Raw genomic sequence first — 16217 nt, 5'->3', positions numbered from 1 at the left:
GAACGCTCTTCGCGATTTCAAGCCGAGCTTGATGTTCCGTGGGTTATTTGAAATGGCCGGGAGAACACCGAGAATTCTTCGGATACTATTCAGTCGGCTGAGCCCGTGAGTCAGCCGAATCCACTGGTCAGCTAAGCCCCGCCCCGCGCGCCCGCTCCACCGCCGGGCCGATCGCCTCCGCGACGGCCTCGACATCGGCCTTGGTCGAGGTGTGGCCGAGCGAGAAGCGCAGGGTGCCGCGGGCCAGGTCGGAGTCGCTGCCGGTGGCCAGGACCACATGGCTGGGCTGGGCGACACCGGCCGTGCAGGCCGAGCCCGTCGAGCATTCGATGCCCTGCGCGTCCAGCAGCAGAAGCAGCGAATCGCCCTCGCAGCCGGGAAAGGAGAAGTGGGCATTGGCGGGGAGCCGGCCCGCCGGATCGGGGTCGCCGCCGAGAACCGCGTCGGGCACGGCCGTACGAACGGCGGTGATCAGCGTGTCGCGCAGCGCGCCGATCTCGCGGGCGAACTCCTCGCGGTGCTCGGTGGCATACGCACCGGCGACGGCGAAGGCGGCGATGGCCGGGGTGTCGAGGGTCCCGGAACGCACCTGGCGCTCCTGGCCGCCGCCGTGCAGCACCGGCACGGGCGTGTGCTCGCGACCGAGCAGCAGCGCGCCGATGCCGTAGGGGCCGCCTATCTTGTGGCCGCTGACGGTCATCGCGGCCAGCCCCGAGGCGGCGAAGTCGACCTCGATCTGGCCGAACGCCTGGACCGCGTCGGCATGCAGCGGAACATCGAATTCGGCGGCGATGTCGGCGAGTTCGCGGACCGGCTGGATGGTGCCGATCTCGTTGTTGGCCCACATGACGGTGGCGAGGGCGACGTCCGAGGGGTCACGGGCGATCGCCTCGCGCAGCGCGTCGGGGTGGACCCGCCCGAGGGAGTCGACCGGCAGCCATTCGACCCGGGCGCCCTCGTGGTCCGCGAGCCAGTCCACCGCGTCGAGCACGGCGTGGTGCTCCACGGGGCTGGCGAGCACTCGGACGCGGGCCGGATCGGCGTCCCTGCGGGACCAGTAGAGCCCCTTGACCGCGAGGTTGTCGGCCTCGGTGCCTCCGGCGGTGAAGACGACTTCGCTCGGGCGCGCGCCCAGCGAGGCGGCCAGGGATTCACGCGACTCCTCGACGGTACGACGGGCACGCCGGCCGGCGGCGTGCAGCGAGGAGGCGTTGCCCGTGACGGCGAGCTGGGCGGTCATCGCCTGCACCGCCTCCGGGAGCATCGGGGTGGTGGCGGCGTGGTCGAGATAAGCCATGGTGGCCTCGATTCTACGAGGCGTTGTGGGGTGCGTAGCGGGTGCGCGTACGCACGGTCTTCCCGCCGCCCCTTTCGCACAGCATCGCACGGGCCCTCGGCGGGGTCCTCGACAGCGGCCGTAAGGAGCGTCTAGGTTTTTACTCATGACAACCCATGAGTGCAAGACCGACTGGAAGCTGGACCGCACCTACCGCAGCTCCTCCGGCGAGGTCCGCTGGACCGCGCTCGGCGCACCGGACGCGCCGCCGGTCGTGCTGCTGCACGGCACGCCGTTCTCGTCGTACGTCTGGCGGGGCGTCGCCCGTGCGCTGGCGAACCAGCACCGGGTGTTCGTCTGGGACATGCCGGGCTACGGGGCCTCCGAGAAGCGGGCGGACCAGGACGTCTCGCTGGCCGCCCAGGGCCGGGTCTTCGGCGAGCTGCTCGACGCGTGGGGGCTGACCGGGCCCGGGGCGGAACCGGCCGTCGTCGCCCATGACTTCGGCGGGTGTGTCGCCCTGCGTGCGCATCTGCTGCACGGGGCGCGTTACCGCCGGCTGGCCCTGGTCAACGCCCTCGCCCTGTCTCCGTGGGGCTCCCCCACCTACCGCCTGCTCGGCGCCCACCACGAGGTCTTCGCGCAACTGCCGCCGGAGGTGCACCGGGGCCTGGTGCGCGAGTACGTCCGCTCGGGAAGCGCCTCAGGACTTCATCCACAGGTGCTGGAGCGGATCGTGGACGGCTGGTGCGGCCCGGAGGACCAGCCGGCCTTCTACCGGCAGATCGCGCAGAACGACCGGCGCTTCACCGACGAGATCGAGGGCCGCTACGGGGAGATCCGCCTGCCCGTCACGGTCTGCTGGGGCGCGGACGACGCCTGGATCCCGGTGGAGCGGGGGCGGGAGCTTGCCTCTCGTATTCCGGGGGCCCGGCTTCGGCTGATCGAAGGTGCGGGGCACCTGGTGCAGGAGGATGCGCCTGCCGAGCTGGCCGCTGTGTTGAGCGGCTTTCTCGGCGAGGGCTGAGGTAGCGCCTACGGTGATTGCTCCCCCACCCCGCCCCTTCCCGACACCTGACGATATGCGGCTCCCCCGCGTGTGGGGCTCCCCCGCGTGTGCGGCTCCGCCCCAGGCCCCGGTCCTCGAACGCCGGACGGGCTGGATTCGCCTGGGCACGTCAAACGCCGGACAGGCTGGTTTTCAGCTACTCACCCGGAGAAGCTTGGCGGCCAGCAGGCCGATGTGGTGGCGCCAGGCCTGCTGGGCTTCGGTGCGTTCCGTTTCCGCGTCCGCCGGGCCCGTCTGGGTCAGGATGAGGCGGGCGCCGTGGCCGGTGCCCTGGGTGAGCTCCCAGCGGACCGTTCCGGCGGGGCGGCCGTCGCGCTCCCAGGCGTAGGCGAGCACGCGGGGCGGTTGCGCCTCGGTGATCGGGCCCGCCGGGACCGCGTCCGTACGGAAGCCGAAGGGAACCGGCGCCCCGGCGGCCGGTTCGGGGGTGTCGGCGGCCGGGCCGGTCAGCGCCCGCCAGGCCGTCTCGGCGGGGCGGACGAGCTGGCGCTCGAAGCGCAGCCGCCAGCCGCCGTCCTCGGTGGTCTCCACCGCCCCCTCCGCCAGGCCGAACGCCTCGACGTACTTCTCGTGCAGCTCGGCCATGTCGCCGTGGGCGATCTCCTCGCCGCCGAGCAGGGCCGCAAGACCGGTGATGCAGGCGTGCCAGCCGGAGGCGAAGCTGGCCGCGCCGAAGCGGTCGCCGAAGGTGTGGGTGAGGGTCAGCACACAGCCTTCGTCCGCCGGGCGCAGCTCCCAGCGGAGCTCGTCCTCGCCCCAGGTGAAGGCGAAGACATGGGGCGGGTCGAGCTCGGTGACGACGCCGTCCATGTCCGGGGCCTCGCGCCCGGGGAAGACGAAGCCCATCCGGCCCCCGAGCTTGAGCTCGACCTGGACCGCGGAGGGGAACCAGTGGACGAGCTGGGCGGGGTCGGTCAGGGCTCGCCAGACCTTCTCCGGGGGATGGGCGAGCCGGCGCTCCAGGCGCAGGGCCGAGCGGCCGCCGCCGGTCTGGGCAAGGGTGTCTTTCATGGCGCTTCTCCGTCGCGTGCGTCGGGCACTTCGGGTATTTCGAGTACTCCGGGTCCTTCGGGTACGTCGGGTTCGCCGGTCGCGTCGAGGGACTCCGGCATCGTGTCCAGGTGTCGTTCGAGCGCGTCGAGACGGTCGGTCCACAGCCGACGGTACGGCGCGAGCCAGGCGTCCACCTCGGCGAGCGGCTCCGGGCAGAGCTCGTACCAGCGGCGCTGGGCGTCCCGGCGGACCCGCACCAGACCGGCCTCGCGCAGCACCCGGAGGTGCTTGGAGGTGCCCGGCTGGGTGAGCCCCAGATGCTCGGTCAGCTCACCGACCAGGCGGGGCCGCTCCAGCAGGAGGTCCAGGATCTGCCGACGACTCGGCTCCGCGAGCACATCGAACGGTATGGCCATGCCCTCAACATAACGACGCGGCTATATAACCGCAAGGGCATTCAAGCTGCGTGCAGCCCACGCCCCGAGCGCCTCAGGTCTCCTCCGTCGCCGTACTGCGCCGGTTCCACGCCCGCGGCGCCCGCCAGCCGTACCGCATCGCCAGCAGCCGCACCACAAACGTCACGGCGGCCGCGAGCGCGCTCGTGGCCGCCGTAAGGGCGTGGAAGTGGAGCAGCAGCGCCGCTATCGAGGAGCCGAGGATGGCCGGGACGGCATAGAGGTCCCGGTCCCAGCGCAGCAGTGAGGGCACCTCATGGGCGAGCAGGTCGCGGATCACACCGCCGCCGACCGCCGTGGCCATGCCGAGGGTGACCGACGCGGTGACGCCGAGCCCGAAGTCATGCGCCTTCATCGTGCCCTCGACGCAGAACAGCCCGAGGCCCGCCGCGTCGAAGACCCCCACCGCCGCCGTGATCCGCTCGACCTCGGGGTGGAGGAAGAAGACGATGCCGGTGGCCACGAGCGGGGTGAGGAAATAGCCGAGGTCGGTGAAGGCGATGGGCGGAACCGCGCCGATCACCAGGTCGCGGAAGATACCGCCGCCCAGCGCGGTGGCCTCGGCGAGCACCGCCATGCCGAAGACATCGAAGTTCTTCCGCACGGCGAGCAGCGCGCCGGACATCGCGAAGACGAAGATCCCGGCGACTTCGAGCGCGTGCTGGACGGACGGGGTGAACAGTTCGATGAGCACCCGACATTGTTATCCGCGGCTGCCGCCGGTCCCGTCCGGACCCCGTCCCGTCTCAGCTTTCGGTCTTCTTCGTCACCTTCTGTGCCGCCTCGGCCCTGGGCTTCTCCTGCGGCTCCTGGTCGGAAGCGTTCTCCGGGTGGTGGCAGGCCACCTGGTGGCCGGTGGCCAGCGTCACCAGCGGCGGCTCCTGGCTCTTGCACACCTCGGTCGCCTTCCAGCACCGGGTGTGGAAGCGGCAGCCGGACGGCGGGGAGATCGGCGAGGGCACATCGCCCTTGAGCAGGATCCGCTCCCGCTTGGCGCGCCGCTTGGGGTCCGGCACCGGCACCGCGGACAGCAGGGCCTTGGTGTACGGGTGCATGGGACGCTCGTAGAGGTCCTGGCGGTCCGCCAGCTCGACGATCTTCCCGAGGTACATCACCGCGATCCGGTCCGAGACATGGCGGATGACCGACAGGTCGTGCGCGATGATCACATACGTCAGGCCCAGCTCGTCCTGGAGGTCGTCCAGCAGGTTGACCACCTGCGCCTGGATCGACACGTCCAGCGCCGAGACCGGTTCGTCGGCGACGACCAGCTTGGGCTTGAGGGCCAGCGCCCGGGCGATGCCGATGCGCTGCCGCTGACCGCCGGAGAACTCGTGCGGATAGCGGTTGTAGTGCTCGGGGTTGAGCCCGACCAGCTCCAGCAGCCGCTGGACCTCCGCCTTGACGCCGCCCTCCGGGGTGACGCCCTGGAGCCGGAAGGGCGCGCTGACGATCGCGCCGACGGTGTGCCGGGGGTTCAGCGAGGAGTACGGGTCCTGGAAGATCATCTGGACGTCACGGCGCATCGGCCGCATCTGAGCGGTGTTCAGATGCGTGATGTCCTTGCCCTCGAACTCGATCGTGCCCGAGGTGGGTTCGAGCAGCCGGGTGACCAGCCGCCCCATGGTGGACTTGCCGCAGCCCGACTCGCCCACCACGCCCAGGGTCTCCCCCGGCCGGACGTCGAAGTCGAGCCCGTCGACCGCCTGCACCGCACCGGCCTGCCGCTGCAGCAGCCCCTTCTTGATGGGGAAGTGCTTGACCAGACCCGACACCTTGAGCAGGGGCTCGGGCGACGTCGTCGCCTTTTCCGGGACCGTCATCTTCGGATCCTTCGTGTCGGTCACAGCTTCGGCGCAATCTCTTCGGTCCAGATCCGGGTGCGCTCCTCCTGCGTCATATGGCACGCGGAGAAGTGCCCGCCGCCCCCGGCTTCGCTGAGCTCCGGCCGCTTCGTGCGCGTGATGTTGTCCTTCGGCACATCGGCGTACGGGCAGCGCGGGTGGAAGGCACAGCCGGACGGCACATTGATGAGGCTGGGCGGGGAGCCCTTGACCGGGATGAGCCGCTCGGTCTGGTCGCGGTCGATACGGGGCATCGAGCCCAACAGCCCCCAGGTGTACGGGTGCTGGGGCTCGTAGAAGACCTTCTCGGCCGGGCCGCGCTCGACACAGCGGCCGCCGTACATCACCAGCAGATCGTCGGCGAGCTCGGCGACCACGCCCAGGTCATGGGTGATGACGATGACCGCGGAGCCGAACTCCTTCTGCAGATCCCGGATGAGGTCGAGGATCTGCGCCTGGACGGTGACGTCCAGGGCGGTGGTCGGCTCATCCGCGATCAGGAGCTCGGGGTTGTTGACCAGCGCCATCGCGATCATGGCGCGCTGGCGCATACCGCCGGAGAACTCGTGCGGATAGCTGTCCGCGCGCTTGTCCGGCTGCGGGATGCCGACGCGGTCCAGCAGCTCGATCGCGCGCTTGCGGGCCACGTCCTTGGTGACCTCGTGGTGCACCCGGTACGCCTCGATGATCTGGCGGCCGATGGTGTAGTACGGGTGCAGCGCGGACAGCGGATCCTGGAAGATCATCGACATCTCGCGGCCGCGCAGCTTGCGCACCTGGTCCGGGTCGGCGCCCAGCAGCTCCTGGCCGTTCAGCCAGATCTCGCCGGAGATCCGCGCCTTGCGGCGGCCGTACTGCCCGGCGGTGTGCAGCCCCATGATGCCGAGCGAGGTGACGGACTTGCCGGAGCCGGACTCGCCGACGATGCCGAGGGTCTTGCCCTTCTCCAGCCGGAAGCTGAGCCCGTCCACGGACTTCACCAGACCGTCGTCGGTCGGGAAGTGGACGTGCAGATCACGCACCTCGAGGAAGGCGGTGGGGGCGGGCGAGCCCGCCGCGGCCACCTCGCCCACGGCGGCGGTGCCGGTGGCCGGCAGCTCGCCGTTCCCGGGCTGTCCGGAGGACTTGGTCAGGTCGGTCATCCGAGCCTCACTCGCGGGTCGATGACGGCGTACAGAAGGTCCACGACGAGGTTGGCGATCACGATGAAGATGGCCGCGATCAGGGTGACGCCGAGGATGACCGGCAGGTCCTTGTCGGTGATCGCGTTCACCGCGAGCCGCCCGAGGCCGGGCAGGTTGTAGGTGGTCTCGGTGAGGACCGCGCCGCCCAGCAGCGCGCCCAGGTCGAGGCCGAGCAGGGTGAGGACCGGGGTCCAGGTCGAGCGCATCGCGTGCCGGCCGATGACCACCCGTTCTCGCAGGCCCTTGGCGCGGGCGGTGCGGATGTAGTCCTCGCCCATGATCTCCAGCATGGTGGCCCGGGTCAGCCGGGCGTACATCGCCGCATAGAGGAAGGCGAGCGTGATCCACGGGAGGATCAGGCTCTCGAACCACATCGCCGGATCGTCACCGAGCCCCTTGTAATCCACGTTGACCCACTTCAGCGAGTAGCTGAAGATCGCCAGCGAGAGCAGACCGGTGAAGTAGATCGGCAGCGAGACACCGGCCAGCGCGATCGTCATCGCGGAGCGGTCCCACAGGGTGCCCCGCCGCAGCGCGGAGACGACACCGGTGGTGATGCCGCCGACCAGCCACAGCAGACAGGCGCCGGCGGCGAGCGAGAGGGTGACCGGCATGGCGTCGGTGAGCTGCGGCCACACCGCCTGCTCGGTGCGGAAGGAGTAGCCGAAGCAGGGCGCCGGGCAGTGGGTGACGTCCGTGCCGTTGGCGTAGTCACGGCCCACGAAGAGACCCTGGACGAAGTGCCAGAACTGCACCAGGACCGGATCACCGAGGCTGAGCTTCTCCCGGATGCCTTCGATGGCCGCGGGGTCGGCCTGCTTGCCGACGAACAGCAGAGCCGGGTCGGTACCGGCCCACTTCGGGATCACGAAGAAGATGGCGAAGGTCGTGAGGGTGACGACCAACAGCATCACGACGACGGCGAACAAGCGCCGGATGAGATAAGCAAGCACTGTGCGCGGCCCGGGCGGTGGGCCGTGACCCCGGTTGAAGGGGATCACGAGCCACCGCCCGCGGCCATCACCTGCCCTTCGGGCCTATCGGGTGCGGCGATGGTTAAGGTGTGCGACGGGTCGGGTGACCTGTCGTCACTTGACGACGCCCAGTTGGGAGTAGTCGTAGCGGCCGTTGTAGGCCGCCGACGAGAAGGCGTTCGTCAGCCGCGAGCTGCGCCAGGTGATGTTCTTCTCGTAGATGAACGGCATCTGCACGGCGAGGTCGCTGACCTTGTGGTTCATCTTCTGGTAGATGCCGCCGGCCTTGTTGGGGTCGGTCTCCTTGAGGGCATCGTCGAAGTACTTGTTGATCGCCGGGTCGTTGGTCTCGGAGACGTTGTAGTTACCCGTCTGCTCGATGAAACGGCCGTCGATCAGCGGCTGGGAGAAGCCCTGGCCGGTGGGGAAGTCCGGGCCCCAGCCGGTCATGGCCAGGCCGTAGCCGCGCTTCTTCATCACCGACGGCGAACCGGTGATGCTGGGGGAGGACTGACCCTGGATCGGCTCCACGTTGAGGGAGATGCCGACCTTCTTCAGCGACGCCTGCAGCGCCTCCGCGGCGTCGACCTCGGCGGGCTGGTCGTTGCGGGCCACGATGGTGGTGGAGAAGCCGTTCGGCTTACCGCACTGCTTGAGCTCGTCCTTGGCCTTGGCCGGGTCGGCCTTGCCGCCGCGCTTGAGGATGCCGTACGGGTCGTAGTCGTCCGCGCCCTTGACGCTCTTGGGGAGCATGTTGGTGGCGAGGTCACCACCGGCCTGCGGGCCGCCGCGAGTGGTCTGGATCGACTTGTAGTCGGCGCCGTAGATGAGCGCCTTGCGGCAGTGGATGTTGTTGAACGGCGCGACCTTGGTGGCGACGTCGACATACCGCACGAAGCTGGTGGTGATGTTGTCGACGTTGCCCTTGTGCTGCTTGAGGGCGTCGTTACGACCCGAGGGGGTCATACCGGTGGCGCTGAGGAAGACGTCGTAGTCGCCCTTGATCAGCAGCCGGTCTATCGCCTCGAGGTTGGAGTTGAAGGTGACCGCGATCTTGTCCGGCAGGGCCGGGCGGATCGGGTCGGACGCCTTCTTCCAGTTGCTGTTGCGGACCAGGGACAGGCTCTTGCCCTGGCTGTACGACTGGACCTTGTACGGACCGGAGGAGAACGGATGGTTGGTGTACTTGGCGCCGGTGTCCTTGGACGCCTTCACCGGAGAGCCGGTCGGCATCGCGAGCATCTGCTCGAAGTCACCGTTGGGCTTGGCGAGGTTGAAGACGACGGTCTTCGCGTCCGGCGTCTGGATCCCCTTCAGGCCCAGCTTGTCCTTGGACTTGTCCTTGTACGGGCCCTTGTACTGGCCCTTGGGGTCCAGGGCCTGGCGCAGATAGCCGGGGCCGCCGGAGACCACGTCCTTGGCCCAGATGCGCTCGATGCCGTACTTCACGTCCTGGGACGTGATCGGCGAGCCGTCCTCCCAGGTGACCCCGTCGCGCAGGGTGTAGGTGTAGGTCTTCCCGCCGTTGGTGATCTTGGCGGTGGAGGTGGCGAGGTCCGGGACCAGCTCGTTGGCCGCGTTGCCCGGCTTGGGCGCGTAGGAGATCAGTTGGCGCGCGTAGAAGCGGGAGAAGTCCCAGGCGAACCCGTAGTACTGGCGCTGCGGGTCGAGGGAGTCGAACTCCTGCTTGTTGATGAACTTGAGGGTGCCGCCCTTCTTGACGGACTTGGCTGCGACACCCTTCACCGCGGCGTTGAACCCGGCGCCCGAGCCCTCGTCGTCGGTACCGCCGCCACCGCAGCCGGCGGTGGCCAGGAGGGCGCCGACGACAGCCGCCGCTCCGGCGATCCGCCTGCTTCTCGAGAGCTGTTTCATAGCTGTTGCAACCTCCGGGGTAGCGGTCCTAGGCATGGCGCCGCGGAATTCTTCGGGGAGCCGACTGCCGGATACGGCAGGGGCTGATGCGTTCGGGTACGACCGGTCCGCAGGGCGTGTCGTGCGCCGCGCCGTCATCGGGTGCCCTTCGGATCGAGCGCGTCGCGGACGCCGTCGCCGAAGAGGTTGAAGGCCAGCACCGTGATGAAGATCGCCACACCCGGAATGATCATGAACATCGGGTCGTCCTCATAGGTGCCGACCGCCTTGGAGAGCATCTGCCCCCAGGAGGCGGTGGGCGGCTTCACGCCCGCGCCGAGGAAGCTGAGCGCGGCCTCGGTGAGGATGTTGGTGGGGATCATCAGCGTCGCGTAGACGGTGATCGGCGCCACCAGGTTGGGCAGCAGCTCGCGGAAGAGGATGTAGCGCCGGCCGGCGCCCAGGCTCCGCGCGGCCTCGATGTACTCCTTCTCGCGCAGCGACAGCGTCTGGCCGCGCACGATGCGGCCGACGTACGGCCAGCCGAAGAAGCCGATGACCGAGACCAGGATGGCGATGCGCACCCCGCTGCCGGTCAGTCCCAGCAGGTCGTTGGGGAGCACCGAGACCAGGGAGATGATGAAGAGAAGCTGCGGGAAGGCCAGCAGCATGTCCATCACCCGGCTGATCACCGAGTCGACCCAGCCGCCGAAGTACCCGGCGATGATGCCGAAAATGGTGCCGAGGACCACCGCGACCACCGCCGCGAGGAAGGCCACCAGCAGCGAGATCCGGGCGCCGTAGACGACGCGGCTGAAGACGTCGCGGCCGTTGGACGGCTCCACGCCGAAGAGGAAGTCCGAGCTGATACCGCCCATGGACCCCTTCGGGGTGCCGAACAGCGGGTCGATCTTCTCCTGGTGGAACTCATTGGGCGGATGCCCGAGCAGGCTCACGATCAGTGGAGCGAAGATCGCCACCAGGACCAGGAAGACGACAACGATGCCACCCGCCAGCGCGAGCTTGTCCCGCTTCAGGCGTGTCCAGGCGATCTGCCGCAGCGATCTGCCTTCGACGGACGCTTTGACCACATCCGCCGCTACATCGGCAGTCGCCACCGGATCGCTGTCCGTGCTCGTGCCGTGCAATGGTGCCGTCATCGTGGTGGAGACCCCTCTCGGCCGGTGGTGACCGGCCCACGACTCGCCGCTGTGGCGGCTTTGTTCACAACCCGGGTGAAAGTCGCGTTCTGGTACGGAACCTTTCAGGAAGGGGTCGTACGCAGGAACCGCACCCCTTGGAGCGGGAGTCTTCAATGCGTTTGTGATCACCCGCCAGTACTCCCGGACAATGGATGCCTAACCGTGATGTGGGGAGTACCGCTCCGCTATACGGACGGTCGCGACACGAGAACGCAGCAGTAACCTCGCGCCCGCTATGGGACGTTCGGCCCCATAGGCCCGGAAGGCCGGGTGGGCAATCCCGTCAATCGGTGCGCGGACCAGCGGGTCGGCGGCGGATCAGCGGGTCAGCGGGCTGACGGATCGCCGGGTCGGCGGATCGCCGGTGCGGCGGGGCAGCGAGTCGGCGGAGCAGCACCGGCTCAACGCGGCTGCGGATCAGTAGGCGGGACGCGGCGGCGGGTAGCCGTAGCCGTAGGACGGCGCGGCGGGGGCGGTGCCGTAGGCGTCGCGGTCGAAGAAGGGCCGGGCGTTGGCCCGCATCCACAGGGCGACGGGGTCGTACTCGTCGGAGAGCGCGACCGTGGAGACCGGCAGCCCGTCCGGCACTGCGGTGATCGATTGCTCCATCATCACCCGCACCGACTGCACCGCCGGTGCGCTGCTGTCGTAGAGATCCAGCCCGATGGCCAGATACGGGGCGCCCAGCGCGGGCTGTACCCAGACGCGCCGCAGCGACCGCACCGCGGTGGTGCGATGCGCGTTCTGCCCCAACAGGGCGTAGAACTGCGGGATGTCGATGGCGGGTTCGCTCAGCCGCAGCGGCCCGGCGGGCAGCCGGTCCAGACCGCCCGCGATCCGGCGCAGATCCGGCCATGGAATGCCCACTCCGCCGCCGCGGGCGTGGGGGTTGAGCCAGAGGCCGTAGCGGTCGCGGTAGAGCGAGTCGGCGATGAGGCGTCCGTCGACCACCTCATGCGCACGGTTCCAGCCACTTGCGACCAGTTCCTGTGCGGAGGTCACGCACGGGGCGTAACCGAGGCCGACCACATCCATGTTCCCGTACTGGGCCTCGGGCGTGCCGGGCGCACCGTGCCACAGCAGCATCCAGACCTGGCCCTCGCCGATGGCCTGCAGCAGCGCCTCATAGGCGTCGTACCGGCCGGGAGCGACCTGCTGCAACGCTCGCTCAACCTGGCCGGCCGCCGCCCCCCAATCCGCGCCCGCGCTCACCTGGGACCGCCCCTTCTCTCGCCCTTTGTCCGCACCTCACCGGGGAGCGTGCTCGCACCCCTCCTGGTCATCAAACCAGCTTACGGGCCCCCGTAGCGGACCCCTGGGGCGAGTCAGAGGTCACGGTCGTAGAACGGCCGTACGCGCCCCATCATCCAGTCGACCACCGGATCCCCCTGCGCCACATCCAGCAGCACGAGCTGGACCTTCCACCGCACGGGCACCGCGCCGAGGGCGCGGCCCAGCGCGTCCACCGCGCGCGCCTGGCCCTCGGGGCCGGGGGCATCGAGCTGCACGCCGACGAAGAGCGCCGGCTCGTCGCCCTCGACGCTGGCCAGCGCGCGCCGGGCGGTCCGCACCCCACTGCCCTTGGCGAACTCGATCCCGGCGGCGGCCAGGAAGTCCACCGGCTCGTCCTGCCAGTCCGGTTCGAAGAGCCGCACCCTGCCCCCGGTGGCCAGGCCGTCGAGCTCGCTGCGCCCGGCACGGCACAGCTCCCGGACGGCGGGCGGAGGCAGCGGTACGACCACCGCACCACCGGGGTTCACCGCGATGCCGAGCTGGGGCGGCAGCCCGCGGGCGAACTCCACGGCCGGGGCGATGGTGAAGGACATATGGGAGCCGACGAGCTGCAGGAACTGCTGCTCGGAGCTGAACACCGGGACATACGCGGCGCCTTCGATCTCCATCGTGGGCAGATCGAGGCTCGGGCTGCCCGGGCCACCGCCGCCTGGCAGCGGAACCCAGATATGGCTGCGGGAGAGCGTCTCGACGATGCGCGCTCCGGCCCCGGGGACGTCGATCGAGGCGGCCATCACCTCTTCGAGCTCATTGCCGGGAAACGCCGGATACGCGGTCTGCGCGCCGTCGGGGAATCCTCCGTGAGCCGGGGCCATGCCGTACTGCTCCGGGAAGCTCATCTTCGTCCAACCGCCATCTCGTCCTACCTGCCCAAAGCACCCTAGCGGCTGGGCGGCCCGGGGCCGGCGGGGGCGGCGTCATCTCCACAGCACTTCCCCACCTCGCCCGGCCCCCACGCCACCGTCACACTGGGTGATGCCTCGGTGGCCGATTTTCGGCCAAGGTCACCCGGCGTTTCCCTTCCTCCCCGCGGAACGGGGATGCCCCGTTCCCTCCCGTGCATGGCTCACTTCTGGTGCGGGGCTCACTTCTGGTGCGGGGCTCACTTCTGGTGCGGGGCTCACTCGAAGGAAATGCAGCGCAGCTCCCTCGCGGTCGAGCGGTCCAGCAGCACCGCCGAGGCGCACCCCGCCGGCGGCCGCCCCTCCTCCATCCCCGCGATCAGCCGCCGCATCGCGCGCCGATGCCGGCCGAAGGCATAGCCAGAGACCCCGCGGCCACGGGCGGCCTGGCCCTCAAGGGCCATGGTGGCGTCCACGTCCAGCAGCACCATGTGGAGACTGCGGCCCCGGCGCCGCGCGTCCCGGGCCAGCCAGCGGCGGACCCATGGCAGCGCGCCGCAGTCGTGCACCACGACGCTCACGTTCGAGCGCAGCGCCCGGCGCAGCCCGGCGTAGTGGGCGTACCGGACCAGCGGGCGGTAGAGCGCGTACGGCAGCCAGCCGGGCATCCGGCGCTCCCACGCCTCCCGGGTGTTCTGCGAGTCCACCCGGATGACGACCGTGCCCGTCCCGTCCAGGAGAGGCACCGTCCGGTTGATCAGCGTGCTCTTGCCGGCGCCCGGCAGCCCGGAGGCGACCAGCACGTCCCCCACCGGAAAGCGCAGCTCACGCGGGTCCGCGCCGCCGCCGCCCCGCACCTGGCCGCGCAGGTCGTGCACCGCGATGCGCCGGCCGGGGATGGCCGTCGACCCGGAGGGGACGCGGCCACGCCGTGCCGGCAGGAGCCTTTGCGAGCTCTCGTATGTTCCCTGCCCATGCACCGTGATCGTCCTCCCAGGTCGGTCAACGCTGCTCGTACCCGCAGAGTGTCAAGAAAAGGTAATGTCCATCAAGGCTGCCTCTGCCCGATCGGGCCGGAGCCGCCCCGATCGGGGCTTCCTTTCTGGGCCACACATGCGATGATGTGCGCGCAACTCCATACCGGCCGCTTGAATCCGCGCGGGAGAGTCCTTGGTCACCGGCAGTCGTGCCGGGTGCCCAGGGCGCCGAAGGAGCAAGTCCTCCCTTGAATCTCTCAGGCCCCGATACCGCGTGGACGAGGCAGATCTGAAAAGCGAGCCGCGGGCGCGGCTCCACCCAAGGTGCAACCCGGGCCCCTTACGGGCGTCACGGCGAACCTCTCAGGTTCCGATGACAGATGGGGAGGACGCACGCGTCCTTGTCGTACGTCCTCGCCGTCGCGCGACCCCGATCTCCTGGAGCCTGAATCGTGACCGACGCCCCGCCCACCCCACGCCGTACCGCCCTGGACGCACGGCACCGTGCGCTCGGCGCCACCATGACCGACTTCGCCGGCTGGGACATGCCGCTGCGCTACGGCAGCGAGCGCGACGAGCACACCGCGGTGCGCACTCACGCCGGGCTTTTCGATCTCTCCCATATGGGTGAGATCTCTCTCATCGGTTCGCAGGCCGGAGAGGCCCTGGATCACGCACTGGTCGGCCGGCTGTCCGCGCTCGCCGTGGGCCGCGCCCGCTACACCATGGTCTGCGACGACGAGGGCGGCATCCTGGACGACCTGATCGTCTACCGCCTCGGGGACGAGGAGTTCCTGGTCGTGGCCAACGCCTCCAACGCCCAGGTGGTGCTGGACGCGCTGACCGAGCGGGCCGGCGGTTTCGAGGCGACCGTAAGGGACGACCGCGACGCCTATGCGCTGATCGCCGTCCAGGGGCCCGAGTCCCCCGGGATCCTGGGCAGCCTGACCGACGCCGACCTCGAGGGGCTCAAGTACTACGCCGGGCTGCCGGGCACCGTCGCGGGCGTCCCCGCCATGATCGCCCGCACCGGCTACACGGGCGAGGACGGCTTCGAGCTGTTCCTGGCGCCGGACGACGCCGAGCGGGTCTGGGACGCGCTGACCGAGGCGGGGGCCCCGGTGGGCCTGGTGCCCTGCGGTCTGTCCTGCCGGGACACCCTGCGTCTCGAGGCGGGCATGCCGCTGTACGGGAACGAGCTGACCACCGACACCACCCCCTTCGACGCGGGGCTCGGCCGGGTGGTGAAGTTCGACAAGCCGGGCGACTTCGTCGGCCGCCAGGCCCTGGAGGCCGCCTCCCGCGAGGCGGACACCGTCAGCCCGCGCACCCTGGTCGGCCTGGTCGCCGAGGGCCGCCGGGTGCCGCGCGCCGGATACGCCGTGGTGGCCGCCGACGGCTCACAGATCGGCCAGGTCACCTCCGGCGCGCCCTCCCCGACGCTGGGCAGGCCGATCGCGATGGCGTACGTGGACCCGGAGTACGCGAAGCCCGGCACCGAGGGAGTCTCGGTGGACATCAGGGGCACCCGGGAGCCTTACGAGGTCGTGGCGCTCCCCTTCTACCGGCGCGAGCGCTGAGCGGTCCCGCCGCAACGCGTCGCGCCCCACCGTCGTCCTCATATGGACCGGCACGGCGTCCACCGTCGCCGCTTCCGCCGGCGTCACATGGCGCCGGCACCGCACCCACCGGCGTCACACCCGCTGGCACCGCACCCACCGGCGTCACACCCGCTGGCACCGCACCCACCGGCGTCACACCCGCTGGCACCGCTCCCACGGCACCGCACCCACCGGCGTCGCGTCCCACCAGCTAAGACCCGTTTCCCAAGCACTCCCCCGTATCCAGGAGAATCGGACCATGAGCAACCCCCAGCAGCTTCGCTACAGCAAGGAGCACGAGTGGCTGTCGGCCGCCGACGAGGACGGCGTGTCGACGATCGGCATCACCGAATTCGCGGCCAACGCGCTCGGCGATGTCGTCTATGTCCAGCTCCCGGACGTCGGCTCCGCCGTCACCGCCGGTGAAACCTGCGGTGAGCTGGAGTCCACGAAGTCGGTCAGCGACCTGTACTCGCCGGTCTCCGGTGAGGTCACCGAGATCAACGAGGACGTGGTGAACGATCCGGCGCTGGTGAATTCCGCCCCCTTCGAGGGCGGCTGGCTGTTCAAGGTGCGGGTGACGGGCGAGCCGGAGGAACTGCTCTCCGCCGACGCGTACACCGCCTTCGCCGAAAACTGACCCTCCTCTTCCG

Annotated in this window: 15 protein-coding genes and 1 riboswitch; of the genes, 3 read left to right on the top strand and 12 right to left on the bottom strand. The window is 69.9% G+C overall.

The features are described from left to right. Positions 1–127 precede the first annotated feature (127 nt). Positions 128–1297: a cysteine desulfurase family protein gene (locus tag STRVI_RS07750; protein ID WP_014055080.1), complete on the bottom strand. Its 1170-nt coding sequence runs from the start codon at positions 1295–1297 to the stop codon at positions 128–130. Between the two features lie 145 nt (positions 1298–1442). Here STRVI_RS07750 and STRVI_RS07745 point away from each other — a divergent pair, with 145 nt between their 5' ends. Next, entirely contained in the window at positions 1443–2303 is an 861-nt protein-coding gene (locus STRVI_RS07745) for an alpha/beta fold hydrolase (RefSeq protein ID WP_014055079.1), read from the top strand. 174 nt (positions 2304–2477) lie between these two features. On the opposite strand, the gene STRVI_RS07740 is transcribed toward STRVI_RS07745, so the two are convergent. From STRVI_RS07740 to STRVI_RS07690, 11 genes are all read right to left on the bottom strand, one after another. After that, positions 2478–3356: an SRPBCC family protein gene (locus STRVI_RS07740; protein ID WP_014055078.1), complete on the bottom strand. Its 879-nt coding sequence runs from the start codon at positions 3354–3356 to the stop codon at positions 2478–2480. Further along, positions 3353–3754 carry an ArsR/SmtB family transcription factor gene (locus tag STRVI_RS07735; RefSeq protein WP_014055077.1) on the bottom strand — a complete coding sequence of 134 codons (402 nt, stop codon included), beginning with the start codon at positions 3752–3754 and terminating at the stop codon, positions 3353–3355. Before STRVI_RS07735 ends, STRVI_RS07740 begins: the two co-directional genes overlap by 4 nt. 73 nt (positions 3755–3827) lie before the next feature. Then, complete coding sequence (locus STRVI_RS07730) at positions 3828–4487, bottom strand: trimeric intracellular cation channel family protein (RefSeq protein WP_014055076.1); 660 nt, start codon at positions 4485–4487, stop codon at positions 3828–3830. 52 nt (positions 4488–4539) lie between these two features. After that, positions 4540–5616, bottom strand: a complete 1077-nt coding sequence (locus STRVI_RS07725; protein ID WP_014055075.1) for an ABC transporter ATP-binding protein — start codon at positions 5614–5616, stop codon at positions 4540–4542. Between the two features lie 20 nt (positions 5617–5636). Further along, the gene (locus STRVI_RS07720; protein ID WP_014055074.1) at positions 5637–6779 is read right to left on the bottom strand and encodes an ABC transporter ATP-binding protein; all 1143 of its coding nucleotides are present in this window, start codon (positions 6777–6779) and stop codon (positions 5637–5639) included. Continuing rightward, entirely contained in the window at positions 6776–7774 is a 999-nt protein-coding gene (locus STRVI_RS07715) for an ABC transporter permease (RefSeq protein ID WP_043238179.1), read from the bottom strand. The genes STRVI_RS07720 and STRVI_RS07715 overlap by 4 nt, the downstream gene beginning before the upstream one ends. A gap of 135 nt (positions 7775–7909) precedes the next feature. After that, complete coding sequence (locus STRVI_RS07710; RefSeq protein WP_014055072.1) at positions 7910–9670, bottom strand: ABC transporter substrate-binding protein; 1761 nt, start codon at positions 9668–9670, stop codon at positions 7910–7912. Between the two features lie 134 nt (positions 9671–9804). Further along, on the bottom strand, positions 9805–10809 hold the full coding sequence (locus STRVI_RS07705; protein WP_014055071.1) for an ABC transporter permease: 1005 nt from the start codon (positions 10807–10809) through the stop codon (positions 9805–9807). A gap of 459 nt (positions 10810–11268) precedes the next feature. Next, positions 11269–12063: an enhanced serine sensitivity protein SseB C-terminal domain-containing protein gene (locus tag STRVI_RS07700; RefSeq protein ID WP_014055070.1), complete on the bottom strand. Its 795-nt coding sequence runs from the start codon at positions 12061–12063 to the stop codon at positions 11269–11271. Between the two features lie 113 nt (positions 12064–12176). Continuing rightward, the gene (locus STRVI_RS07695) at positions 12177–12983 is read right to left on the bottom strand and encodes an enhanced serine sensitivity protein SseB (RefSeq protein ID WP_014055069.1); all 807 of its coding nucleotides are present in this window, start codon (positions 12981–12983) and stop codon (positions 12177–12179) included. 281 nt (positions 12984–13264) lie between these two features. Then, the gene (locus STRVI_RS07690) at positions 13265–13966 is read right to left on the bottom strand and encodes an AAA family ATPase (protein ID WP_014055068.1); all 702 of its coding nucleotides are present in this window, start codon (positions 13964–13966) and stop codon (positions 13265–13267) included. A gap of 169 nt (positions 13967–14135) precedes the next feature. Continuing rightward, positions 14136–14246: riboswitch (glycine riboswitch) on the top strand. Positions 14247–14415: 169 nt separating this feature from the next. On the opposite strand from STRVI_RS07690, the gene gcvT reads away from it, so the two are divergent. Together gcvT and gcvH are read left to right on the top strand one after the other, a co-directional pair. Beyond that, the gene (gcvT, locus tag STRVI_RS07685; protein ID WP_014055067.1) at positions 14416–15543 is read left to right on the top strand and encodes a glycine cleavage system aminomethyltransferase GcvT; all 1128 of its coding nucleotides are present in this window, start codon (positions 14416–14418) and stop codon (positions 15541–15543) included. Positions 15544–15823: 280 nt separating this feature from the next. Beyond that, the gene (gcvH, locus tag STRVI_RS07680; protein WP_014055066.1) at positions 15824–16204 is read left to right on the top strand and encodes a glycine cleavage system protein GcvH; all 381 of its coding nucleotides are present in this window, start codon (positions 15824–15826) and stop codon (positions 16202–16204) included. The last annotated feature ends 13 nt before the right edge of the window (positions 16205–16217 follow it).

It is taken from the genome of Streptomyces violaceusniger Tu 4113, assembly GCF_000147815.2.
In the GTDB taxonomy this organism is placed as follows: domain Bacteria; phylum Actinomycetota; class Actinomycetes; order Streptomycetales; family Streptomycetaceae; genus Streptomyces; species Streptomyces violaceusniger_A.
This window is presented reverse-complemented; position numbering and strand designations above follow the sequence as displayed.